General features: G+C 59.0%; 23 protein-coding genes. 7 read left to right on the top strand and 16 right to left on the bottom strand.

Features of this window, described 5'->3' with window-relative positions; all coding sequences use genetic code 11:
• Nucleotides 1-4: 4 nt before the first annotated feature.
• The 3 genes from SVU69_04685 to SVU69_04675 form a co-directional block, all read right to left on the bottom strand.
• Nucleotides 5-1003, bottom strand: a complete 999-nt coding sequence (locus SVU69_04685) for an NAD(P)H-dependent glycerol-3-phosphate dehydrogenase (GenBank protein ID MDY6942291.1) — start codon at nucleotides 1001-1003, stop codon at nucleotides 5-7.
• A 4-nt stretch (nucleotides 1004-1007) separates the two neighbouring features.
• Nucleotides 1008-1484: a protein-export chaperone SecB gene (gene secB / locus SVU69_04680; GenBank protein ID MDY6942290.1), complete on the bottom strand. Its 477-nt coding sequence runs from the start codon at nucleotides 1482-1484 to the stop codon at nucleotides 1008-1010.
• A gap of 224 nt (nucleotides 1485-1708) precedes the next feature.
• Entirely contained in the window at nucleotides 1709-2125 is a 417-nt protein-coding gene (locus SVU69_04675; protein MDY6942289.1) for a rhodanese-like domain-containing protein, read from the bottom strand.
• Between the two features lie 256 nt (nucleotides 2126-2381).
• On the opposite strand from SVU69_04675, the gene SVU69_04670 reads away from it, so the two are divergent.
• From SVU69_04670 to SVU69_04650, 5 genes are all read left to right on the top strand, one after another.
• A complete protein-coding gene (locus tag SVU69_04670; protein MDY6942288.1) occupies nucleotides 2382-3584 on the top strand; it encodes a peptidoglycan DD-metalloendopeptidase family protein in 1203 nt (400 codons plus the stop codon).
• Nucleotides 3585-3894: 310 nt separating this feature from the next.
• Nucleotides 3895-5193 carry a S41 family peptidase gene (locus SVU69_04665; GenBank protein ID MDY6942287.1) on the top strand — a complete coding sequence of 433 codons (1299 nt, stop codon included), beginning with the start codon at nucleotides 3895-3897 and terminating at the stop codon, nucleotides 5191-5193.
• Between the two features lie 14 nt (nucleotides 5194-5207).
• Entirely contained in the window at nucleotides 5208-6011 is an 804-nt protein-coding gene (locus tag SVU69_04660; protein MDY6942286.1) for a divergent polysaccharide deacetylase family protein, read from the top strand.
• Entirely contained in the window at nucleotides 6008-6559 is a 552-nt protein-coding gene (locus SVU69_04655) for a DJ-1 family glyoxalase III (protein MDY6942285.1), read from the top strand. The genes SVU69_04660 and SVU69_04655 overlap by 4 nt, the downstream gene beginning before the upstream one ends.
• A gap of 57 nt (nucleotides 6560-6616) precedes the next feature.
• On the top strand, nucleotides 6617-7603 hold the full coding sequence (locus SVU69_04650; GenBank protein ID MDY6942284.1) for a TIGR00341 family protein: 987 nt from the start codon (nucleotides 6617-6619) through the stop codon (nucleotides 7601-7603).
• Nucleotides 7604-7622: 19 nt separating this feature from the next.
• On the opposite strand, the gene ubiB is transcribed toward SVU69_04650, so the two are convergent.
• The 9 genes from ubiB to dapF form a co-directional block, all read right to left on the bottom strand.
• Nucleotides 7623-9290, bottom strand: a complete 1668-nt coding sequence (gene ubiB, locus SVU69_04645) for a ubiquinone biosynthesis regulatory protein kinase UbiB (GenBank protein ID MDY6942283.1) — start codon at nucleotides 9288-9290, stop codon at nucleotides 7623-7625.
• Nucleotides 9287-9922: an SCP2 sterol-binding domain-containing protein gene (locus tag SVU69_04640; protein ID MDY6942282.1), complete on the bottom strand. Its 636-nt coding sequence runs from the start codon at nucleotides 9920-9922 to the stop codon at nucleotides 9287-9289. Before SVU69_04640 ends, ubiB begins: the two co-directional genes overlap by 4 nt.
• Before the next feature lie 16 nt (nucleotides 9923-9938).
• A complete protein-coding gene (gene ubiE / locus SVU69_04635; protein ID MDY6942281.1) occupies nucleotides 9939-10703 on the bottom strand; it encodes a bifunctional demethylmenaquinone methyltransferase/2-methoxy-6-polyprenyl-1,4-benzoquinol methylase UbiE in 765 nt (254 codons plus the stop codon).
• Between the two features lie 81 nt (nucleotides 10704-10784).
• Entirely contained in the window at nucleotides 10785-11156 is a 372-nt protein-coding gene (locus SVU69_04630; GenBank protein ID MDY6942280.1) for a DUF971 domain-containing protein, read from the bottom strand.
• A gap of 39 nt (nucleotides 11157-11195) precedes the next feature.
• On the bottom strand, nucleotides 11196-12536 hold the full coding sequence (gene hslU, locus SVU69_04625) for an ATP-dependent protease ATPase subunit HslU (protein ID MDY6942279.1): 1341 nt from the start codon (nucleotides 12534-12536) through the stop codon (nucleotides 11196-11198).
• Nucleotides 12537-12591: 55 nt separating this feature from the next.
• Complete coding sequence (gene hslV / locus SVU69_04620) at nucleotides 12592-13128, bottom strand: ATP-dependent protease subunit HslV (GenBank protein ID MDY6942278.1); 537 nt, start codon at nucleotides 13126-13128, stop codon at nucleotides 12592-12594.
• A gap of 88 nt (nucleotides 13129-13216) precedes the next feature.
• Nucleotides 13217-14140, bottom strand: a complete 924-nt coding sequence (gene xerC, locus SVU69_04615) for a tyrosine recombinase XerC (protein MDY6942277.1) — start codon at nucleotides 14138-14140, stop codon at nucleotides 13217-13219.
• On the bottom strand, nucleotides 14141-14839 hold the full coding sequence (locus SVU69_04610; protein MDY6942276.1) for a DUF484 family protein: 699 nt from the start codon (nucleotides 14837-14839) through the stop codon (nucleotides 14141-14143). It lies immediately after the preceding gene.
• A 28-nt stretch (nucleotides 14840-14867) separates the two neighbouring features.
• Nucleotides 14868-15692, bottom strand: coding sequence for a diaminopimelate epimerase (gene dapF / locus SVU69_04605; protein ID MDY6942275.1), 825 nt, complete (start codon nucleotides 15690-15692; stop codon nucleotides 14868-14870).
• Nucleotides 15693-15828: 136 nt separating this feature from the next.
• Between dapF and ubiD the strand changes: the two genes are divergently transcribed.
• Complete coding sequence (ubiD, locus tag SVU69_04600; protein ID MDY6942274.1) at nucleotides 15829-17292, top strand: 4-hydroxy-3-polyprenylbenzoate decarboxylase; 1464 nt, start codon at nucleotides 15829-15831, stop codon at nucleotides 17290-17292.
• Between the two features lie 15 nt (nucleotides 17293-17307).
• Here the strand turns inward: ubiD and SVU69_04595 are convergent, their stop codons facing one another.
• On the bottom strand, nucleotides 17308-18186 hold the full coding sequence (locus tag SVU69_04595) for an SDR family oxidoreductase (protein MDY6942273.1): 879 nt from the start codon (nucleotides 18184-18186) through the stop codon (nucleotides 17308-17310).
• Nucleotides 18187-18405: 219 nt separating this feature from the next.
• Between SVU69_04595 and SVU69_04590 the strand changes: the two genes are divergently transcribed.
• Complete coding sequence (locus SVU69_04590; GenBank protein ID MDY6942272.1) at nucleotides 18406-19416, top strand: CDP-6-deoxy-delta-3,4-glucoseen reductase; 1011 nt, start codon at nucleotides 18406-18408, stop codon at nucleotides 19414-19416.
• Here SVU69_04590 and SVU69_04585 read toward each other — a convergent pair.
• Genes SVU69_04585 through SVU69_04575 form a run of 3 tightly spaced genes read right to left on the bottom strand, consistent with a single transcriptional unit; the run spans nucleotide 19413 to nucleotide 22576 of the window.
• Complete coding sequence (locus SVU69_04585; protein MDY6942271.1) at nucleotides 19413-20660, bottom strand: heme biosynthesis HemY N-terminal domain-containing protein; 1248 nt, start codon at nucleotides 20658-20660, stop codon at nucleotides 19413-19415. The two genes, SVU69_04590 and SVU69_04585, sit on opposite strands and share 4 nt — an antisense overlap.
• Nucleotides 20657-21748, bottom strand: a complete 1092-nt coding sequence (locus tag SVU69_04580) for a uroporphyrinogen-III C-methyltransferase (GenBank protein ID MDY6942270.1) — start codon at nucleotides 21746-21748, stop codon at nucleotides 20657-20659. Before SVU69_04580 ends, SVU69_04585 begins: the two co-directional genes overlap by 4 nt.
• 12 nt (nucleotides 21749-21760) lie before the next feature.
• Nucleotides 21761-22576 (bottom strand): uroporphyrinogen-III synthase, encoded by an 816-nt coding sequence (locus SVU69_04575; GenBank protein ID MDY6942269.1) that lies wholly within the window; start codon nucleotides 22574-22576, stop codon nucleotides 21761-21763.
• Nucleotides 22577-22584 lie beyond the last annotated feature (8 nt).

The raw sequence follows: 22584 nt of genomic DNA, 5'->3' as shown, positions 1-22584 counted from the left end.
GTGGTCAGCTGGCTTCAGGTTTGGCTTCGCCACTGGTCAGCGATTCCACGGCCGATCGGGGCGTTAAGCCTTCGTAGAGCACCCGATAGAGTTGCTCTGTGATGGGCATATCCACCGTCAGTTCTCTCGCCCGGTGCCACACGGCCTGGGTCGCCTTCACCCCCTCCACGACTTGCCCGATGCGCTGGCTGGCAGCCTCGATGCTCAAGCCTTCCGCCAGCGCCAATCCCATTCGTCGGTTCCGGGACTGATCGTCGGTACAGGTTAGAACCAGATCACCCACGCCGGCCAAGCCGATGAACGTCTCCTGCCGGCCACCCAAGCGGAGCCCGAAACGCATGATTTCGGCGAGCCCCCGGGTGATCAACGCGGCCCGCGTGTTGGCGCCGAAACCCAGGCCGTCTGAAGCGCCGGTGGCGATGGCCATGATGTTCTTCACTGCACCGCCGACTTGCACACCGATGATGTCGGTCGAGGTATAGGCGCGGAAACGACCATCGTGGAGGGTCGTGGCCACCGCCATGGCGTAGTCTGGATCACGGGAGGCCACAGTGAGTGCCGCCGGATAGCCACCGGCCACTTCGGCCGCGAAGGTCGGGCCGGAAATCACCGCCATGGGAATATCACCCAATACAGATTGGGCAATATCGCTGAGTAAAGTGCCGGTGCCGGGCTCGAAACCCTTGGTTGCCCAGATCAATCGACCCTGTTCTGGCCAGATTGGCTGTAATCGCTCCAGCTGGGCGCGAAACGCGTGGCTGGGTACGACAATGAGAATCTCGCGGCATCCGTCAATCGCCTGTTCCAGGTTTTCGACCGGGTTCAGATCGTTGGGAAATGCGTAGCTCGGGAGATATTTCCGGTTTTCCCGATCTTGGCTCAGTTGTCGAATATGATCCCGGTGGTGCCCCCAGAGCCGGACTTCGCGTCCCCGTCGGGCCAGATGGATCGACAGGGCGGTACCCCATGAACCGGCGCCCAGGACTGCGATGGGTGAATTCATGGGTTTAAGACGTCCCGGCTTTGGGGGATTGCTGCAGACGTTGCGCGTAAAGCGCATCGAAGTTGACCGGGGCCAACAACAGTTGAGGGAAGCCGCCGCGGCTGACCAGGGAGGAGATGGCCTCCCGGGCATAAGGGAATAATGTATTGGGACAGTACGCGCCGAGGACTGCGCCCATTTCCTGTGGATTGAGCCCTTCGATCCGAAACAGGCCGGCCTGATGGACTTCGGCAAGGAAAACGGTTTTTTCTTCGTGCGTCGCGGTGACGGTGATGCGCAGGACCACCTGATATTGGTTGTTGGTCAGTTCGTCGACCTGGTGATCCAAGTCCACCTGAATGTTGGGATTGACCTGGTTAAGGAAGGCTGATGGTACGCTCGGCGCTTCGAACGAGGCATCTTTGACGTAGATTCTTTGGAGTTGCAGCTGACGTTTGGTGTTTTCGCCGGCGTTGCCGTTGTTCGGATGTGCGGTTGCCATGTCAGATCTCGCTCGTTAAATGAATGATTGGTTCGAATGCGGGCTTCGAACGGCCGCCGGTCGCCAGGATCGAATCTCGTTCGATCAGAAGGTCTGTTTGAGGCCGTGGTTCGTTTCTGGGGCTATCAAGATCCATCTCTGGTATCCCCGTCCGTTCGTGGTCCTAAAATTTCCTTCCGTTTAGCGGGTTCCGGCCCTGTAGGGGCGTGTGCCTTCAACCACCGTCAATCCAGTGGCAGATTAGCCTCGCGCCATGCCTGAATACCACCCTTGAGTATGTAAACCTTCGCGAAACCGGCTTTTGACAAACGACTGGCGACGCGGCCGGCACTTAAGCCGGTGCTGCAGCAAACTATGACGGGGCGCGGCTTGATCTCCGCCAAGCGATCGAGATGCTCATCCAAGTGTCGTTCGGGGGCGTTTACCGCGTCGATGATGTGACCTTTCTTGAAATCACCCATATCCCGAATGTCGATCACCGCCGCATTCTCCCGGTTTAGCATCTGGACCGCTTCGACTGGTTCGATCCGCCGCAAGCGAATCAGCCGACTCAACTCTAAGGTCAGGGATGCCAGCAGCACCAAGGTAAAGGCGCCAACCAGATAGGGGTGATTTCCAACAAATTGCAAAAGTTGCGACATTTTTCACCGTTCCGAAGGCCACGGAAGAATATCCCCTCCGCTATGGGGCGCACAGTATAAACCGCTACCGTGATGTGAATCATCCGTGCCTTCCCATTGTTATCCCGGCCGGGAAACTCAGGCGTCCAACCTTGATCTGCAGCGGTGGATCCCGGTTGGCGGCGTTCGAGTTGGGTTTCTATACGCAGTCGCGCCGTGGTCCAGTTGTGAGATGATGTATCGAATTTTCACCAAGCGATGGATGATGGGTCTGATCATGTCGAACGACAGGGCTGATCGCGGGCGACGAATCTTCGAAGCGTCCCGCTTTCCGTTTAGGTCGGTCATCATCCCCGGGAGCTTGGCGCTGCTCTTGATGCTGCCGGCCACGGGGGGAGCGGAGGCCACCGCCGAGCAGCTGCGTGAACTGAAGGCACGGATCGCCGATCTACAGCAGCAGCTTTCCCAGGATCGTCACGCGATGGATCGCTCCGTGTCCACGCTTCAGGCGGCGGAGAAGCGCGTCGCCAAAGCGGCAGCCGCACTGGAAATCACCGAACGCGATGCGGCCGCCGCCAAGCGGCGACTGACGGCGCTGGAGGCGGAGCGTGATGGTCTTCGCCGTCACTTGGCGCAGGACCGGGCACAGCTCACCCACCAACTACGGGCGGCCTACGCACTTGGCCAACAACCGCGCCTCAAACTGCTGCTGAATCAACAAGAGCCGGCCGCGGTCGGGCGCGCCTTGGTCTACTACGACTATTTCTCCAAGGCGCAAGCGGAGCGGCTGACCGAATTGAACAACCGGCTTCGTGCGTTGGCCGATGTCGAGACCCGGCTTCGGGCCGAGAAAGTCCATCTTGATCAACTGCGGGATCGTCAGTTGGTGGCGCATGATCGATTTGAAAAAGAACGGGCTGAGCGGGCGATCGCGTATTCGGCGCTGAAGAAATCGCTTACGGACAGCGAGCAACAACTCGATGTGTTTTTGTCCGATCAAGCACGGCTCGAAGATCTTTTGGCCTCAATTCGAAGCAGTTTGGCCGATATTCCAAAAGAACTGGGCCGAGAAGACGATTTCCAGAAGCTTCGTGGAAAACTCGAGTGGCCTGCCGACGGTCAGGTGGTGGCTCATTTCGGGAGGGCAAGGCGGGAGGGCCGCTTGCAATGGCGCGGCATATTGATCGCTGCCGAAGCGGGCACAGAGGTTCGAAGCGTGGCCCGTGGTCAGGTGGTGTTCGCGGAGTGGTTGCCTGCCTATGGTTTGGTTGTGATCGTCGATCACGGGCATGACTACCTGAGTCTGTACGGACACAACCAGGCACTCTACAAATCGGCAGGCGATTGGGTTTCTCGTGGTGAACTGATTGCTCGGGTTGGTGATAGCGGGGGCCGTTCGGAGCCGGCGCTATATTTTGAGATCCGCCAGGGTTCCAGGCCACAGAATCCGGAAATTTGGCTTTCCGCTTCGCGCTCCTGACTCGCAAATGGACATTTTTTTAACGAATAAGGACAATGATGGACGCGAGTGGTTGCAAATGCGCGGATCACAATGAATGCGCCGGCGCCGCTGTCTTAAAACGGAAGGGCTGTGCTGCTGTTCTGCCTGGGTCCCAGCGGCGCTTGACAACGAGGTGAGCGACGCCACCGCCTGAGTTACGGCAAGCACGAAGGAAGCGTTCTTACGCAATGGATTGTGGCATTGTGATGGATGGAGCCGACACGCTCATATAGGCGTGATGCCGACGTTTTTTGCGTCGCGATCATTTGGTTTCGGAGACGATTAGATAATGTTGAATCGTACCCGCAGCGGTTTGCTGCTTTTTATTGGCGTATTAATCGGCGTTTGGCTGACCTTCGCGCATTCTGTGTTAGCCGATCGGCCCAAGTCCGAATCGGTTCCTATCGACGAAATTCGCAACTTCACTGAGATTCTCGAGAGAGTGAAGGCGGAGTACGTTGAAGAAATCGACGATCAAACCCTTCTGCGGAGCGCCATTCGGGGCATGCTGGCAGGCTTGGATCCGCACTCGGCGTATCTGGATGTCGACGAATTCGAAGAGATGCAGATCAATACCAGTGGCCGTTTTGGCGGCCTGGGGATCGAAGTCCAGATGGAGGATGGTTTCGTCAAAGTCGTCGCACCCATCGATGACACCCCTGCCGCACAGGCTGGATTGCAAGCCGGGGATCTGATCATTCGTCTCGACGATCAACAGGTAAAAGGTTTGAGTTTGAACGAAGCCGTGCAACTCATGCGTGGCACCCCCGGTAGCAAAATCAAGTTGACCATTGTGCGTGAGGGGCGCGATGCGCCGTTCACCGTCACTGTCACTCGAGCCGTCATTAACGTTCAAAGCGTCAAGCGGCGTTTGTTGGAGCCGGGTTACGGTTATCTAAGGGTGACTCAATTTCGCAACGAAGCGGCGAAGGATCTGCGCAAAGCGTTGGCAAAACTGGAGAAGGAAAACAACGGCCCGTTAACTGGCGCGGTATTGGATCTTAGAAACAACCCAGGCGGGCTACTGACGGCCGCGGTTGAAGTGGCAGACGTGTTCTTAGATGGTGGTCTGGTGGTTTATACGCAAGGTCGTGAGGCCAGTGCCCGGCAGGACTACTACGCCAAACCCGGGGAATCGCTCGATGGCGCGCCGCTGATCGTGCTCGTGAACGGGGGGTCTGCATCGGCTTCCGAGATTGTCGCCGGCGCTTTACAAGACAACCGGCGGGCGATTGTGATGGGGACCGATACCTTTGGTAAGGGATCGGTCCAGACGATATTACCTCTGCCCGATGGCGATGCCATCAAGTTGACCACGGCGCGCTACTACACACCGGGCGGTCGTTCCATCCAGGCCGAGGGCATTGTTCCGGACGTGCCTCTACAGCGACTCAAAGTCAGTACCGTCGAAACGGACAGTGCAGGTTTCGTGCGGGAAGCGGATCTCGCTGGCCGGCTCGAACCGGACGGCGAGGATGACCAACCTCGCCGCAACAATGGCGACAACGGATTGGTGGAATCGGACTATCAGCTTTACGAGGCATTGGTATTGCTGAAAGGGCTGAGCCTGTATCAGGGGCAGAAATAGCCGGCACCTGGCTCATGTCGCTTTTTGTATGTAACCGCAGACAATGGGCGGGCGCGCTGTTCGCGGTGCTGCTGGTTGTGGGGTGGTCACCGCCGTCTGCGCAGGCAAGCTGTCCTGTGCCGTCAGGCCCGGGGTCGGCGCGTGCGCGGGTTGCTGTCATCATTGACGATCTCGGTCAGAACTCCACCCTGGGCATGCGGTCTGTGGCGTTACCGGGGCCTGTGGCACTGGCATTCCTGCCACACCGGCCTCACGCCGCCGCACTTGCCGCTGCCGCTCGCAACGCGGGTAAAGAAGTTCTGCTGCATTTGCCTCTACAGCCGCAAACCGGTGCGGCGCTTGGTCCGGGCGGGCTCACGATGAAGATGAGCGAGAGCCACTTTCGTGAGATCGTGCGTGAGAATCTAAAATCACTACCCGCGGTCCATGGGCTGAATACGCACATGGGAAGCCTGCTCACGCGTCATCGCGAGCCCATGGGCTGGTTGATGGAAGAATTGCAAGATCAATCCCTATTTTTCGTCGATAGTTACACCACGCCAGAAAGTGTGGCGATGGCCGCCGCGGCGTCGGCCAAGATTCCGCACACTCGCCGAGACGTGTTCTTAGATCATGTCCGCGATGACGATGCCATCCAGCGCGAGTTCGAGCGATTGGTCGCCTTGGGCCGGCAGAACGGCGTGTCGGTCGGTATCGGACATCCTTATCCGGAAACGTTGGCCTACTTGGAAACCGCCTTACCCCAGTTGTGCGCGCAGGGGGTGGAGTTGATATCGTTGCAGGACGCGATACGGTTTCAGCAGGAACCCTCACCATGACACAGGTTCTCGTTCCCTTGGCCGAAGGTTGTGAGGAGCTCGAGGCGGTGACCATCATCGACCTGCTTCGGCGTGCGGGGGTGGTCGTGGTCAGCGCTGGGCTGGTCTCCGGCCCGGTTCGGGCGAGCCGGGGTGTGATGCTTGTTCCGGACCAAACCCTCGATGAGGCCTTGGCCGATTCTTACGACATGGTGGTGCTGCCCGGTGGCGCCCAAGGTGCCGAGCGCCTTGCGCGAGATCATCGGATTCTGCCCCTGTTGCGGGAGATGATTGCGGCCGGAAAATACGTGGCAGCGATCTGCGCGGCGCCGAAAGTTCTTGCCGAGGCGGGCTTGCTGGCGGGAAAAATGGCCACCAGCTACCCGGGTTTTTTGAAGCCGGCAGCGGTGCCTGGGCTGATGTATCTTGAGCAGCCGGTGGTGCGGGATGGTCCCATTATCACTTCGCGAGGTCCGGGAACCGCGATGGATTTTTCTCTGGCCCTGATTGAGATCCTACTCGGCCCGGAGCAGCGCCACGCAGTGGAAGCAGCCCTACAACGTTCCTGAAGCGCGCTTCAATTCCTGTTTCTCTGTCGTCCTCCTGATGATCTGGAATACAAACCCATGCATCTGATTGAAGTTGTCACTGAACAAGGTTATCAAGACACCGTGCAGGGCTTGGCTGAGCAACGACAAGTGATTGACTCATGGGTGCTTCAGGCCGATGAAACGGGCGGGCGGGTGTGCGTGCGAATCTTGGTCACCGATGAGTGTACACAGGCGCTGCTCGACGGGCTGCAAAAAGTGCTCGGTGCGAGTGAGGGCTCCCGCATTTTGCTATTGCCGGTGGAGGCCGTTTTGCCGCGCCCGGCAGGGGAGGTTGCGGCACAGGAGGCATCAAAGACCACCCGCGAAGAGCTGATCGAAGAAATGGAACGCAGTGCGCGGTTGGATCTGAGCTTTCTGGGGTTGGTGGCGCTGTCCAGTGTGGTGGCGGCCGTCGGATTGATCAGCGACAACGTCGCCGTCGTCATTGGGGCGATGCTGATTGCGCCGTTGTTGGGGCCAAACCTAGCACTGGCGCTGGCCACCGCCATTGGCGATCATCATTTGGCGGCGACGGCGCTCCGGACCACATTCACCGGTCTACTGCTGGCCATTGCCATTGCGTTTGTTGTCGGGTTGATGTGGTCCACGCCACTTGGCAGTTTGGAAGTGCTGGCGCGCACGGATGTTGGCCTGGACGGGGTGGCCTTGGCCTTGGCTTCTGGCGCGGCGGCCGCCTTGTCTATGACCACCGGCGTGTCGTCCGTGCTGGTGGGTGTGATGGTCGCTGTCGCCTTGTTGCCGCCGGCCACGGTGTTGGGGCTGTTGCTGGGTACCGGGCAGTGGCCGCTGGCGCTTGGTGCCGGACTGTTGTTGGCGGTTAACGTGGTCAGCGTCAATCTGGCGGCCAAGTTGGTTTTTGCCTGGCGCGGGGTGCGACCTCGAACCTGGATGGAACGACAGCGAGCGCGGCGCTCGTTGATGGCGTTTATTGTGTTTTGGCTAATCTCGCTGCTGATTCTGTTAGGCGCTGTGGCGTTGCGACACGTGCTGATGGCCAACTAAGCGCTGCGGGCGAACAACGCTAGTTGTTGGGCCAAGCGGCCACCAGACAAAGTGCGCCAGCGGTTCCTAAAACCCAGGTCGAAAACGGCGTTTCCAGCCACCATCGGGGTGTGATCTCGTCCAATCCCATCAAAATGGCCGCACTGACCACCAGTGTTCCACCGACAATCGCAAGTACGCCCCGGCGGCCGTTTCTTTTTAATTGTTGGTCCACATTTTCCAGTTGTTGTTCGAGCACCTGTTGGCGTTGCTCCGCCGCATGAAGGCTTTTCAGCGCACGATCCACGGTCAGCGGCAGCGTCGGGAGCGTGTTCATCATTTCCGGAAGATTGTCCCGGACTTTGCCCACGACCCCGCGTAAGCCCAGTTGCTCGTGCATCCATCGTTCCATAAACGGTTTGGCGGTGGTCCACAGATCCAGCTCGGGATAGAGCTGACGTCCCAGGCCCTCAATTTGAACCAGCGTTTTTTGGAGTAGTATCAGCTGCGGCTGCACTTGAATGTCGAAGCGTCTGGCAATTTCGAACAAGCGCAACAGCAGTTGGCTGAATGGGATCTCACTGAACGGGCGATACAAAATCGGTTCGCACAGCGTGCGAATGACCGATTCGAGTTCTTCCGGTCGCGTATGTTCGGCAACCCAGCCGGAACTGACGTGCAACTCCGCAACACGGCGGTAATCTCCGTTGAAAAATGCGTAAATGTTGTGGGCGATGTACTGCTGATCTTCTTTGCTCAGGCTACCGACAATGCCGAAATCCACTGCCAAATAACCCGGCTTTTGGGGGGTGCTAGTATCTACGAAGATATTGCCGGGATGCATGTCGGCATGGAAGAAATTGTGTCGAAACACCTGGGTGAAGAAAATCTCCACGCCCCGTTCGGCCAAGTATTTGAGGTTGACGCCCCGAGCGCGCAGCGTTTCGAGGTCGCTGATGGGTACGCCATGAATTCGCTCGGTCACTAACACGGTTCGTCGCGTCCAATCCCAGAAAACTTCCGGTACGTAAAGGATCGGTCGGTCCTGAAAATTGCGCCGGGTCTGGGTGGCGTTAGCGCCTTCGCGGACCAAATCGAGCTCATCTAGAATGGTTTTCTCATAGTCGGCAATGACTTCCTGGGCGCGGAGTCGATCACCGTCGGGCAGGAATCGCTCGATGAGCCGGGCCATGAGATACATCACGCGCAGGTCGCGGCGGATCTGCTCCTCAACCCCGGGCCGCAGAACTTTCACCACCACTTCCCGGTCGTCTTTGACAAGCCGGGCTAAGTGAACCTGGGCGATGGAGGCGGAAGCCAAGGCGTTTTCATCGAACTGCGAAAACACCTGCTCCAGGGGAGAACCATAGGCTTCTTCGATGATTCGTCTGGCGATATGGCCGGGAAAGGGCGGGACGCGGTCTTGGAGTTTGGCCAACTCGTCGGCCACATCCAGCGGCAGCAAATCGCGTCGAGTAGATAAGGCCTGTCCCATTTTGATGGCGACCGGGCCCAGTTCTTCCAGCGTCAGCCGGATGCGAACGGCCAGCGGCGGCTCCGGCGTCGAGAACCAGTGCCACGGCAGCAAATATTGCAGTTTGGCGTAAGGGGCCAAGATAGGGATGAGGAACGCAGCCTCGTAGAGTCGATGACGCAGAATCACGCGCCCAGCCTGGAGGATACGAAATATTGGCGTGTGCCCAATCATGAGTCGGCTTCTTGGTTCTCGGACAAGGTTTTCTCGATGCGTTCAAGCCGTGCTTCGAGGCGCTCGGTGTCATCCCGCAGCTGGTCGACGTCGCGAACGAATTCACCCAACTCGCCAACGTCCGGGATTTCGCCGGTTTCGTACTGCAAGTACTCCGATAGGTCTTCCCCCACGGCCTTCAGGCTTTGCTTCAGCCAGCGAGCCACGCCACGCACGCCCTCGCCCACTTGATGCGCGACCACATCGCCGGTGACGCGGGCCAACAGCGCTTCCCAGTCCGGTGCCGCAAGGCGCAACAGTTTCTGAAAACGCTGACCGGTTTCCACATCGCCGCTGATTCGGACTTCACCCGAAAACAGCGCACCGGGCCGGGTTTCGGTTAAACCCATGAGCGTCAGGGCCAGGGTACTTCCGGAGAGGCAGGTCTGTGCCGGTTGGTCTAACCGTCGCAACACTTGGACGTTGTGGCCATGGGATACCAGAAACAGGTCCATATCCAGGTCGGCAAAATGCAACTGCAGCCGCTTTCCGGATAAGCCTCGGCAAATATTCATGGCACTGGGGCTTTGGCCGATGGCGGCGTTGAGCGCTTGCTCCACCGCGGCCAGAACCGGGCTATCGTTGCTCAGCACTGAGGGCCTCGATGGGTCATATCCGGTAACCGCGATGGATGGCGACGATCCCGCCGGAGAGGTTGAAGTATTGACAGTTCTCGAAACCGGCTTCTTCCATCATGTGTTTCATGGTCTGCTGGTCGGGATGCATCCGAATGCTTTCGGCGAGGTAGCGGTAACTGTCAGCATCATCCGCCACTAGGCGCCCCATTCGCGGCAGAACGTTGAACGAATACCAGTCATAGGCGGGGCGCAAGGCGGCGATTGCGGGGGTCGAGAACTCTAAAATCAGCACCCGCCCGCCGGGTTTCAAACAGCGGTACATTTCGGCCAACGCCGCGTTCTGTTCGGTGACGTTTCTAAGGCCGAACGCGATGGTGATGCAATCCGCCGCTGCGTCCCGGATGGGCAGTTTTTCGGCATTGGCCACCATGAAACCCATGTTGCCCAATACCCCGTGGTCGATCATCCGCTCCCGGCCGCGGGAGAGCATGGCCTGGTTGATGTCGGACAAAATGACATGGCCGTCGCGTCCGACCCGTTTGGCGAATTGGCGCGCCAAATCCCCGGTGCCGCCGGCGAGATCGAGCACCGTCTCACCGGGGCGCACCGCGGCCAAATTGACCGTAAAGCGTTTCCACAGCCGGTGAAGGCCGAACGACATCAAATCGTTCATCAGATCATAGCGGGGAGCCACCGAATCGAAGACTTCGCGGACCCGGTGTTGCTTGTCGGCTCGGTGTACCTGCTCGAAACCAAAATGGGTTTGGTCGGAATGCGAATCGTCTTGATCGCTCATTTCGCTGTCCCTCTGCCGAAGGTGATGCGTCGGCGCCGCTCGTTCATCCGGGGTGGCCTCGGCCCCGCCCGTTTGATGGCTTTATTCGCCTTTGCGCTGATGTCCCGCGGCCTTTAATCGTTGCAAATAAGTATTCCAATTGGCGCTTTGTTGTGTTCCCAACTCGTACAGTACGCTCCAGGAGTACAATCCAGTGTGATGGCCGTCATCGAAATGTAGTCGAACAGCGTAATGCCCCACCGGGTCAATGCGGGTGATGTTGACATTTTCTTTGCCGATTTGAAGCACTTCCTGGCCGGGGCCATGTCCCCGCACTTCCGCTGAAGGCGAGAAAACCCGCAGGTACTCGCAGCTCATCGAGAAGGTTTCGCCGGTGTCGAAGGCGACCTCCAGCAGTCGGGAGCGTTGGTGCAACGTGATCCGTGTCGGGCGGGGCGTCGGCTTGCTGCTCATCTTGGACAATCTCAATACACTGCGGCCATGTCGTGGCGGTTACAAAATATAGCGACTGAGGTCTTCATCTTTGGCGATATCGCCCAAAGATGCGTCGACGAATGCGGCATCGACGGTCACCGTGGTACCCGAACGGTCGGAAGCCTCGAAGGAAGCCGATTCCAACAACCGTTCCATCACAGTGTGTAAGCGACGGGCGCCGATATTCTCGGTCCGCTCGTTGACTTGGTACGCCACCTCGGCAATTCGGTTGACCCCCTCGGGTTGAAATTGGAGTGTGACCCCCTCGGTTTCCAGCAAGGATTGGTATTGCCGGGTCAGGGATGCATCGGGCTCGGTCAGGATGCGAACGAAATCCTCGATTCGCAGCGGTTCTAGTTCCACCCGGATGGGGAGTCTTCCCTGGAGTTCAGGGATCAAGTCGGACGGCTTGGCGAGATGAAAAGCGCCCGAGGCGATAAACAGGATATGGTCGGTTCTCACCATGCCATATTTGGTGCTAACCGAGCAGCCTTCGACCAACGGCAGGAGGTCGCGTTGGACACCCTCTCTCGAGACATCGGCGCCGCTGCTCCCGGTGATATCCGAGCGACGGCAGACTTTGTCGATTTCGTCGACGAAGACGATGCCGTTCTCCTCCACGTTTTTGATGGCCTGGACTTTCAGGTCGTCCTCGTTGACCATCTTCAGTGCTTCCTCGTCCGTTAACAGCTTGAAAGCGTCTTTCACTTTCATCCGCCGCTGCCGCGTGGAAATGGATCCGGCCAGGTTTTGAAACATGGATTGAAGCTGCCCGGTGAGTTCTTCCATGCCCGGCGGCGCCATGATCTCCACCCCCATGGAACTGCCTTGGGTGTCGATTTCAATTTCTTTCTCGTCGAAATCACCTTCCCGCAGCTTCTTGCGCATTTTCTGTCGGGTGTCCTCGCTGACCGTCGATTCGGCGCCGCCGTAGGGTGCCCGGGGCTGCGGCAGGAGAGCATCCAAAATACGCTCTTCGGCGGCTTCCTCGGCTCGGAAACGCATGGTTTCGATGGCCTGCTCCCGGGTCATCTTGAACGCCATGTCCGCCAGGTCGCGGATGATCGAGTCAACTTCCCGGCCGACGTAACCGACTTCAGTGAACTTGGTCGCTTCCACCTTTAAAAATGGCGCTTTGGCCAGCTTCGCCAAGCGGCGCGCGATCTCGGTCTTACCCACACCGGTGGGGCCGATCATGAGGATGTTCTTGGGGGTGATTTCTCCCCGCAAAGGTTCGGCGACCTGTTGCCGCCGCCAACGATTTCTCAGCGCAATTGCCACTGCCCGCTTGGCGGAATTCTGGCCGACGATGTGTTTGTCGAGTTCCTCGACGATTTCCCGTGGTGTCATGTAGGACATGGCGACTTACCTGCGTGCGGCGCACGCTCTGAGAAGAGAGGAAAGCGGACCCGTGTTACCCGATTTCTTCAATGGTCAAATTATGGTTGGTGTAAACACAAATATCCGCGGCGATATGGAGCGACTTCTCCACGATATCGCGGGCCGACAGGTCGGTGTTGAACGCCAACGCCCGCGCCGCCGACAAGGCATACTGGCCGCCCGAGCCGATGGCCATGATGTCCTGTTCCGGCTCGATCACATCACCGTTGCCCGAGATGATGAGCGAGGTTTGAGCATCGGCCACGCACATCAGCGCTTCGAGCCGGCGCAGCATGCGGTCGGTCCGCCAATCTTTGGCCAACTCAACGGCGGCGCGCGCGAGCTGCCCGCCGTGCGCTTCCAGTTTCCCCTCGAATCGCTCGAAGAGCGTGAATGCATCGGCTGTTCCGCCGGCGAAACCGGCAATGACGCTATCGCGGAACAGACGGCGAACTTTGCGAGCGTTCCCTTTCATAACGGTGTCGCCCATGGACACTTGGCCGTCACCGGCCATGGCCGCTCGTCCGTCGCGGCGGACCGACAGGATAGTGGTTCCATGAAATTGTTGCACGGCAAGCCTCCGCAAGCCCGTCGGCCATCCGGCGAGCGTTTAAATCATCAAGGGGTGCTTAGGCGGCAAATTGTACATGATCCCGGCCCTAGTCGTGCTGTCTTCTGGTGCGCTTGCGGGCTCGGGGGTGGGCGTTGTCGTAGACCTGGGCAAGGTGTTGAAAATCCAGGTGGGTATAAACCTGTGTGGTGCTGATGCTGGTGTGACCGAGCAGTTCCTGAACGGCACGAAGGTCACCGGAGGATTCCAGCAGATGGGTGGCGAAGGAGTGGCGAAGCATGTGCGGGGAGATGTGGCGATCCAATCCTTGCCGTTGGGTCAACTTCTCAAGACGGGACTGAACGCTGCGGGCTGAGAGCCGGTTGCCACGTTGACTGATGAATACCGCCTGTTCGCCGGCGGCGACCCATTCACTGCGGATGGTGAACCATCGTTTAAGGGCCCGGCGTGCGAACTCGCCTATGGGTACCACCCGAGTCTTGTTCCCTTTGCCGGTCACCCGCGCTTCGCCGGCAGCAAGCTCGAGATCGCCCAAGTTCAGTGCCACAGTCTCGGCCAAGCGCAGCCCACAGGAGTAGATGAGCTCGGTGACCGCCAGATCTCGGATCAGCAAGGGTGTCTGCGCTCCTGGCGGGAGGCTTAACAACCGATCGACACTGTCCGGATCCAGCGCTTTTGGAAGAGCGGGTCGTTGGCGTGGTGCCCGCACCCCCTCGGCCGGGTTGTGCGCCGCCCAACCTTCCCGGATCAGATATCGATATAGGCCGCGCAGCGCGGACAAGAGCCGTTGCAGGCTGCGCGGCGAAAGACCCCGCCGATGCTGGTGGGCGAGTAAGTCTTGAACGTGGTGGCGGCGCAAGGCGCCCCAATCGGCAACAGCAACCCGACCGCAGTGGGCTTCCACCAGCATAAGGTCCCGGGCGTAGCTTTCAACGGTGCGATGCGAGAGCTGTCGTTCGATTCGCAGTTGGTCCAGATAAGCGCAGCGTTGGTCGCGAGCCTGCGCGTCCATTTACCACCGGCGGGTTCGCAGGGCCGCGCTCACCAATTCGCTCACGCGTGATAAAAACAGGGTGCCCATCTCTTCGGAGAAACGCTCGGCCTCGTGGCCCCCCAACGCGATCACGACCGGTTCATCATCGATTCGCATGGGGATGATCGCCGCGGAGGATACGTGCTCTGCTCGCTCGCCAAACAGGTATTGGATCGTCGTGGCCTGAAAGACCCCGCAGCGGGGTTGATCGGATTCGCAGAGCTGCGCAAGTTCGGACGGCCATTGGGTATCCAGCGGTCTGAGCTCTTCGAGCTCTTGCCCTTCGGCCCAGGCCGCCGGCAGTGCTAACGTCACCTCGTCGGCACCGATGGTTTGGCGAAGGCCGCCGATGATGGCCGCCAGCGCGCTCGTCAAGTCAGTCGCTTCAATCAGGGTCAGCGCCAGGCGGTGGACCCGTTCGACCAGTGACTCGTTGTTGCGTGCCTGGCTGAACAGCTCATCCAGGGTGGATTCCAGTTGCCGGTTTCGATCGCGCAGCACACCGACCTGACGTTCGATCAAGGAGGTGGCGCCGTGGGTGGCATGGGGTATTTCGAGTTGGCCGAGCAGCTCCGGTTGTTGCAGCAGGAAATCGGGATGGCGGCGTAAAAATTCGATGAATTGTGCGCTTTCATCCGCATCGATTTCTTTGCGCTCGTTGGCTTGGTTATCCATCATGCTCCATGTCTTATCCGGTGTTTCAATGTCAGGCCAGTTCGCCTTCGAAGACGGTCACCGCTGGCCCGCTCATCCAGACAGGCTCTCCCTCGCCGGCCCATCGAATTGTTAAATCACCTCCCGGGAGGCTCACCCGAACTTCCTCGTTCAGCTTTTCCCACAAACGGCCGACCACCACCGCGGCACAGGCGCCGGTGCCGCAGGCCAGTGTTTCGCCCACACCGCGCTCGTGAACGCGCAAACGGATGTGGTCGCGCGAGATGACTTGCATAAATCCCACATTGACCCGGCTGGGAAAGTGGACATCGTGTTCCAATTTCGGGCCGAGGGTATCCACCGGTGCGGTATCGATATCGTTAACCGGTAACACCGCGTGCGGATTACCCATTCCCGCCACCCCGAGGGTCAGGGTCTCATCGCCCACGGCAAGGGTATATTCAATGCGGCGCCCTGGTGCATTGAAGGGCACTTGCTCCGGTTCCAGTGATGGCACGCCCATGTTAATCCGCACCATCTCGCCTTCGGGATAGAGCTCAATGAGCCCGGCGGCCGTTTGAACGGGAATGACGGACTTATCGCTCAGACCGTGGTCCAGAAGAAAACGGGCGAAGCAGCGGGCGCCGTTGCCGCATTGCTCGACTTCCCGGCCATCGGCGTTGTAGATCCGATAGCGGAAATCGGCGCCGGGGGCACTGGCCGGTTCGACCAGCAGGAGTTGATCGCAACCCACGCCAAAATGCCGGTCGGCAATGGATCGGATTTGTTCAGCGTTCAAGTTCACGCGCTGGTGCACGCCGTCGATAACCACGAAATCGTTACCCAAGCCGTGCATTTTGGTAAAACGGAGGCCCATACGGGAGAAGATACCCCTTGCGCTTAAGAGAAGCTATTTTAGCCGTGATATCCGATCGCGCGGTAACGTTTGCTGTCAAGCGGGTTGTGATAATCCGCATCGTATCGGGGCTGGCTTGAAAGGACCTGTCAATTCAATGAAATACAAAGATCTGCGCGATTTTATGTCGCGACTGGAACAGTTGGGCGAGCTCAAACGGATCAGTGTTCCGGTGGATCCGAACCTGGAGATGACCGAAATTTGCGATCGCGTTTTGCGCGATGGCGGGCCGGCGATCCTGTTCGAGCAGCCGAAAGGATCGAATATCCCGGTGCTGGCCAATTTGTTCGGAACCCAACGCCGAGTGGCTTTGGGCATGGGCGCGGATGATACCGAAGCGCTTCATGAAATCGGCCGGGTCTTGGCGTTTTTGAAGGAACCCGATCCACCGCGCGGCGTACGTGATGCCTGGAATGCGCTACCCATCGTGCGCAAAGCGCTGGATATGGCGCCGAAGACAGTCTGGCGGGCACCGTGTCAGCGGGTGGTGATCGAAGGCAGTGAGGTGGATCTGGGTCGTTTACCCATACAGACCTGCTGGCCAGGCGATGCGGGTCCCCTCATCACTTGGGGGCTGGTGGTCACGCGCGGGCCCGAGAAAACGCGGCAGAATTTGGGTATCTACCGTCAGCAAGTGATCGGACCGAATCGTGTCATCATGCGTTGGCTCTCCCACCGCGGCGGGGCATTGGATTTTCAGGATTGGCAACGTGCGCATCCCGGCGAGCCGTTCCCGTTAGCCGTGGCATTGGGGGCCGATCCGGCCACGATTCTGGGGGCTGTCACCCCCGTGCCCGATACCCTTTCCGAGTATGCTTTCGCCGGTTTGTTACGTGGCTCGCGCACGGAGTTGGTTAAGTGCAAGGGCTCGGATCTTCAGGTGCCGGCAAGTGCCGAGTTCGTTTTGGAAGGGCACATCCACCCCGATGACACGGCGGTCGAAGGGCCTTTCGGCGATCACACTGGCTATTACAACGAAACCGAGACATTTCCGGTGTTCACCATCGATCGCATCACCCACCGTGAGCAACCGATCTATCACAGCACCTACACCGGTCGTCCACCGGATGAACCGGCCATTTTGGGCATGGCGCTCAACGAGGTTTTCGTGCCGATTCTGCAAAAGCAGTTTCCGGAAATCACGGATTTCTATCTGCCGCCGGAAGGTTGCTCGTATCGTTTGGCCGTGGTCAGCATGAAAAAGCAGTACGCGGGCCACGCCAAACGCGTGATGATGGGTGTGTGGTCGTTTCTACGGCAGTTTATGTATACCAAGATCGTCATTGTGGTGGACGAAGACGTGAATGCGCGGGACTGGAAAGACGTCATATGGGCCTTGACCACGCGTATGGATCCGGTTCGCGATATCCACCTGGTGGAAAACAGTCCCATCGATTATTTGGATTTTGCCTCGCCCGTGCCGGGTCTGGGGGGGAAAATGGGAATGGACGCCACCAATAAATGGCCAGGCGAGACCGACCGGGTTTGGGGACGTCCCATTGTCATGGACGAGACGGTGAAGCGGCGTATCGACAGCCTTTGGGATTCGCTTGATATCTGACCTACAGGGCGATATTTACTCCGAATCGTTCAGGCAGGCCGGCAAGCCGTCACGTAGGGTGGGATATTTCAATTTGACTTTGAGTTCTTTCACCATGCGTTTGTTTTCCAGCCGTTTGGATTCGTTAAGAAACGAGAGCATGGCCGGGCTCAAGACTTCCTGCGCTTCGTCCAGGCTGATGGTCGGCGGTGGTTCCAGGCCCAAAAGATCGGCGACCCGCAGGAAGTAATCGGACATGGTGGTGGGGTGACCGTCGCTGACGTTGTAGACCCGTCCGGAGGGTGCTTTGTCGGCGGCCGCGAAGCAAATCTGGGCCAAATCGTCGGCGTGAATGCGGTTGGTATAGGAACTTTCGTTCTCATCTACGATGGGGGCGCCACTTTTTAACCGCTTGACGGGTAGGCGCCCCGGACCATAAATACCGGGGACGCGAAGAATCACATACTCCACATCGTTTCGGGTACACCATTCGGTCAGTATTTGTTCGGCTGCCAGTCGTCGCCGGCCACGGTCTGTGTCAGGGCTCGGCGCCCGGTCTTCATCAACCCAGTCACCGTCACAGTGGCCATAGACAGCACTGGTGCTGATGTAAACAATGCGCTTTGGCCGCTTGGCGGGATCGATACCAGCAAGAAATCGTTCCAGCCGGGGATCGCCCCGACCTTCCCGGGGGGGTGGAGCGTAATAGTGGATAGTGCTGTCCGCGGTGGGCAGCCCATCTCCTGGTCCGTTCACATCCAAATCCAGGCTCATCGATTCGATGCCGAGATTCCGAAGTTTTCGTGCGCTGTTATCGCTGCGGACTACGCCGAGCAATTTAACGCCGCGTTTTTGATAGAGTCGGGCCACCCGTTGGCCGATGTCCCCACATCCGACGATCACTACCGTGGCCATTCAATTCCTTCCTGCCGAGGGGTTGCATGCCGATGATGGGGCCCTTATAGATTTTGTCGAACAGTCAGGCAAGAGCCTCGTGTGAGTGCTCTATAAGTCAGTACTTTCGGTTCTCTGTATTTGTCGTATTATCAATAGCTTGCTAAGTGACCGTTCAATGGGTCTCGGGGGCGGATCAGGTATCCTCGGACTCATTCTGCGCAAGAAGGAGTATCGTGCATGGGTAGGTCCGTGATTCTGGAGCCGGGCCAGGTGAGTTTTCAGGTCGAGCCGGGTGAAACCGTACTCGAGGCGGCGCTACGACAAGGGGTGGCGCTGCCCTATGGTTGCCGAAACGGCACCTGCGGCACCTGCCGCGCGCGTTTGATTTCAGGTTCCGTCGGGTACGAAGACGGGCGCCCGTCCGCCTTGTCTGCTGCCGATCACGATGCGGGTGAAGTGCTGCTGTGTTTGGCGCGCCCGGAATCTGATCTCAAGATACGCGCCCGCGTTTTACCTGCGGGTGACGTGCGCCCTCACCGGTTTCCCGTGCGTGTGGTCAGTTTATCGCGGGTGACTGACGATGTGATGATCGTGCGGTTGAGACCGCCGTCGGCCCAACCCTTTCGGTATTTGCCGGGGCAATTCGTCGATGTGCTACTCAAGGACGGCCGACGACGCAGTTATTCCCTCGCTACGGCTCCGGGCCGCGGTGAAGAATTAGAACTTCACGTTCGACGGGTGAGCGGCGGCGCGTTTAGTGAATATGTTTTTTCCCAAATGCAGGAGAAAGCGTTGCTTCGTTTGGAGGGCCCTTTGGGAGGGTTCTTTTGGCAGGAGGGCGTGGAGCGCCCGGTGCTTTTGGTCGGCGGTGGAACCGGAATCGCGCCGCTCAAGGCCATGATCGAACATGCCGTCGATCAGAACTTCTCCTTGCCGATGCATCTCTATTGGGGCGTGCGTGCGGGCCGCGATTTATATCTTGGCGACCGGCTCCGGGATCTGGCCGACCAACATGCCAACTTTCTGTTTACACCGGTTTTTTCCGCGGCAGAACCGAACGACGATGTGAACACTCGTCGTGGTTGGGTGCACGAGGCGGTGATCGCAGACTACCCGGACTTGGCAGACTATCAGGTGTACACGAGTGGCCCGCCCGCCATGATTGACGCGGCCGAGGCAGCTTTCCTCGCCCGGGGCTTGCCTCGCGACCAGCTATTGTTCGATAGCTTCGAGTGGTCGGTCGATTAAGCTGGGAGCGCTGACCCGCCGGATTCTGTGTCTGGCTTGATCGCCGTCATTGGCTTTTGGGACAGCCCCGCGCAGTTTTTCAATCCTTCCTGATAGAGTCGTTGAGCCTGATCGGGTTCACCGGTCTCCACCAATAATTCTGCCAGTTCCCAATAGGCCTGCGGGTTTGGGTCCAATCGCAGACAGGTTTCGAAGTTCTGCTTGGCTTTACCCCAAATCTTAAGCCGTCGGCAAATGCGGGCGGCGGTGAGCAGAGATACGGGCTGTTGACCGTATTTTTCCGTCCATTTTTGGATGTAATCCAATTGTTCAGCGGGCTTTTTCGTCTCCAGCAAGCCATATTGCAGCACCAAAGGTTCGGCCCAATGTTGCTTAAGGTGTTGCTCGATCAGATCGGCGGCTGTTTCATCCAGTTTCATCCGACGCAGATTTCGGACGTATTCGTTCAGCATCTCGCCATTTCGTTTCAGCGGTCGTGACATGTCGCGCCATGCGGTTTCCAAGGCCGCGATGTCGTTACGTTCCACCGCCATACGAATGGCTTGGCGATAGACTTCGAACTCCAGATTGTCCAGCGCTTCAGCATCCAGTGCTCGCGTTTCGCGAATTTTCGGTAGCAATTCCCGAAGCTTGGACCAGTCGTGAAGGGCCTCGTAACATCGAACCAGCAGACGCGTGTGCGAAGCGGCGTTGGAGTCGTCGGGCGTGAGACTATTGAGTGTCGCCAACGCGCGTTCGAACTGCTGATCCTGCAGGGCCAATTCGGCCTGCGTCATTAAGATAGCCGGGTCGTCCTTGTCGGCCAGCTCGTAGGCCAGCCGTAAATATCGATCCCGTCGCTCCATTGCACCCAAGAGTTGGGCCGCCCGCGCGGCGGTGACGTAGTGCGCCACAGGGTGTTCGGCCGAATCCACATGAGCGAGTAAGGTTCGCTCCGAACGCGTCCAATGTCCGGCCTGAAGTTCGAGCGCACCGCGCGCCAAGTCCATGGCGGCCTGATGACGACGTCGCGCCCTGGAGCGCCGGCGAATTCTGCCTGGCAAACGGATCGTACCCAGGAAGGTGCGGCTGATCAGGTAGGCCGCGACAATGGCGGCGATCAGACCGATGAGGAAGGCGACCAGCGAGGTCTCCAGGCTCCAGCCACCCCAGGCCAGCAGGGCGTAGCCGTTGTCTTCCCTTAAAAAAAGCCCCAGGGTGACGCTGGCAACGAGTACCGCAATCAGGATGATCGCCGCTCTCATGGCGTCACCATACTGGCTTCGAAATCCCTCAACAGCGTGAGCGATTGGGTTAGATTCGGCAGCTCAGGTGCCAGTGGCGCCGCCCACATTTCCTCCAACTGTGCCAAGGCGCTTTGAACCGGCGGTTGATCCGTTGCGAAATAGTCGTCGATTGCGTGGATCGCGCTTCGGATTTGCTCGCGGAAGCTGTCTTGATTGCGTTGCAACAGGGCAAGGCGCGCACTTTCCAGGGCGATCTTCGTTTGTAGGCGCTGGAGACGTTCGATTTCCGGAGCCGCCAGCGTTGCGATGGGCTCGTCGTGTCGCCGAATGACCACCATCGAATGCAACGTCGCCAGCACGGATGACACGAATCGTTGCCACGGCGATCGGGCCTCCCCGGCGTTCGGGGGAATCTCTCGCGTTCCGTGAGTGAAGGGCCCCGGCACGTGACGGGTCAAGGGCCATTGTTCGGACTGGGCGCTGAGGCTGGACAACTGCAATGCGATGCCTTCGATATCGGCGATGGCCACCGCTCGCAGGGCGACCATTTCCTCGGCCAGCGCGGCGCGGACCGGAAGCAAGCGCGGATCGGCGAGTAGTTCCAAGCTGCGGTCGGCGAGTTTTAGCGCGCGCAGACTAGTTGTTACGTCACCACGCAATTGCAGGGCTTGGTTGGCCATCTGCAACAAATACCCGGCTTCCGAACGAAGCCAAGCGGCCCGGCCACCTTCGACCAGCCCCCGCATGGTGGCAAATTGATCGTTCAGCACATTGTTTTGTTGAGATAAATCGTCCAGGCCGGCTTTGAGCGGGCTGACGGCCGCGTCGAGCGCGGCCGGCGACACCACCGTTTGTTTTAGATCATTGAGCTCACTTTGGACCCCGACCAAGGTTTCCCTCTGGCGATCGGCGCTGGTTTCCAGCTCCAAACCCCGGTAGCCGATATAGGCTCCGCCACCGGCGGAGGACAGCGCGATCAGTAATGCCACCAGCGCCAGCAGGAGGGCGCCACGTCCGGGTTTTGCGGGGGGCGCGCCACCGGTTCGCGATTCAGCGGCATGGGTCGGTGCCGGTATTGTCTGGGAGGGTTTTTGTTCTTCGGCCATGTAGGCAACTCCTTATGCCGCCGGTTCGCCCGGATGATGTCCTGTTTTCCGCCAATGCAAGATCGCCTGAACCACAGCGTCATCATTCGCGGCCGCGGCGAGCAACGCGGGTTCCCGGAAGCCCAAATCTCGTGCCATTTTTACCATAGCCTCATTCACCACCACCAGTTGCGAATCTGCAAGGCGCTTGGCGGCCGGCCCGTGTGCCAGCATGGCTTTGAGATTGGCCAGTACTTCCTGGCTGGTTGCCGTGACGACCAATGGGTGCGCATGGCTGAGCCAAACTTTCTGAATTTCCGACGAATCGGGCTTGGGGCGTCGGCGTTGATAGACTTCGGCGTATGTCACCTGTGCACCTCGTTCGCGCAGGGTTCGGGCGAGTATTTCCCGCCCACCGACGCCGCGTACGATGAGGATTTGTTGATTCTCCACGGCTTGCAAAGCGGCACATGCGAGGAGCCCTTCGCTGGTAAAACCGCCATCGGGGATCACATCTGGCGCGCGCCCGGCGATCGCCTCAAAAGCTCGGGCCGTTGCCGGCCCGACTGTCGCCACTTTCGCTTGGGTCTCCGCGATGAGGGCGGGCGCCAATTGCAGCGCACAGCGAATCGCGTTGGCGCTGATGAAAATCAACCAGTCAGCCTTTTTGCCGCGAATGGCAAGATCGCTCGTTCCGGATATGTGAACCGGCTCGATGTCCATCGCCGGAAAGCGTTCTACCTCGGCCCCCAGTGCACCGAGTTTTTCACACAGCGCTTGGGCTTGATGAGCCGGCCGGGTCACCACCACACAGGTGCCTTCCAGCGGCCGGTTGGCGGCGTTCCCCACGGTTCATA

The organism is Pseudomonadota bacterium, from assembly GCA_034189865.1.
Classification (GTDB): Bacteria; Pseudomonadota; Gammaproteobacteria; order UBA5335; family UBA5335; genus JAXHTV01.
The sequence above is the reverse complement of the archived record's forward strand: the minus strand, read 5'-3'. Positions and strand labels throughout refer to the sequence as shown.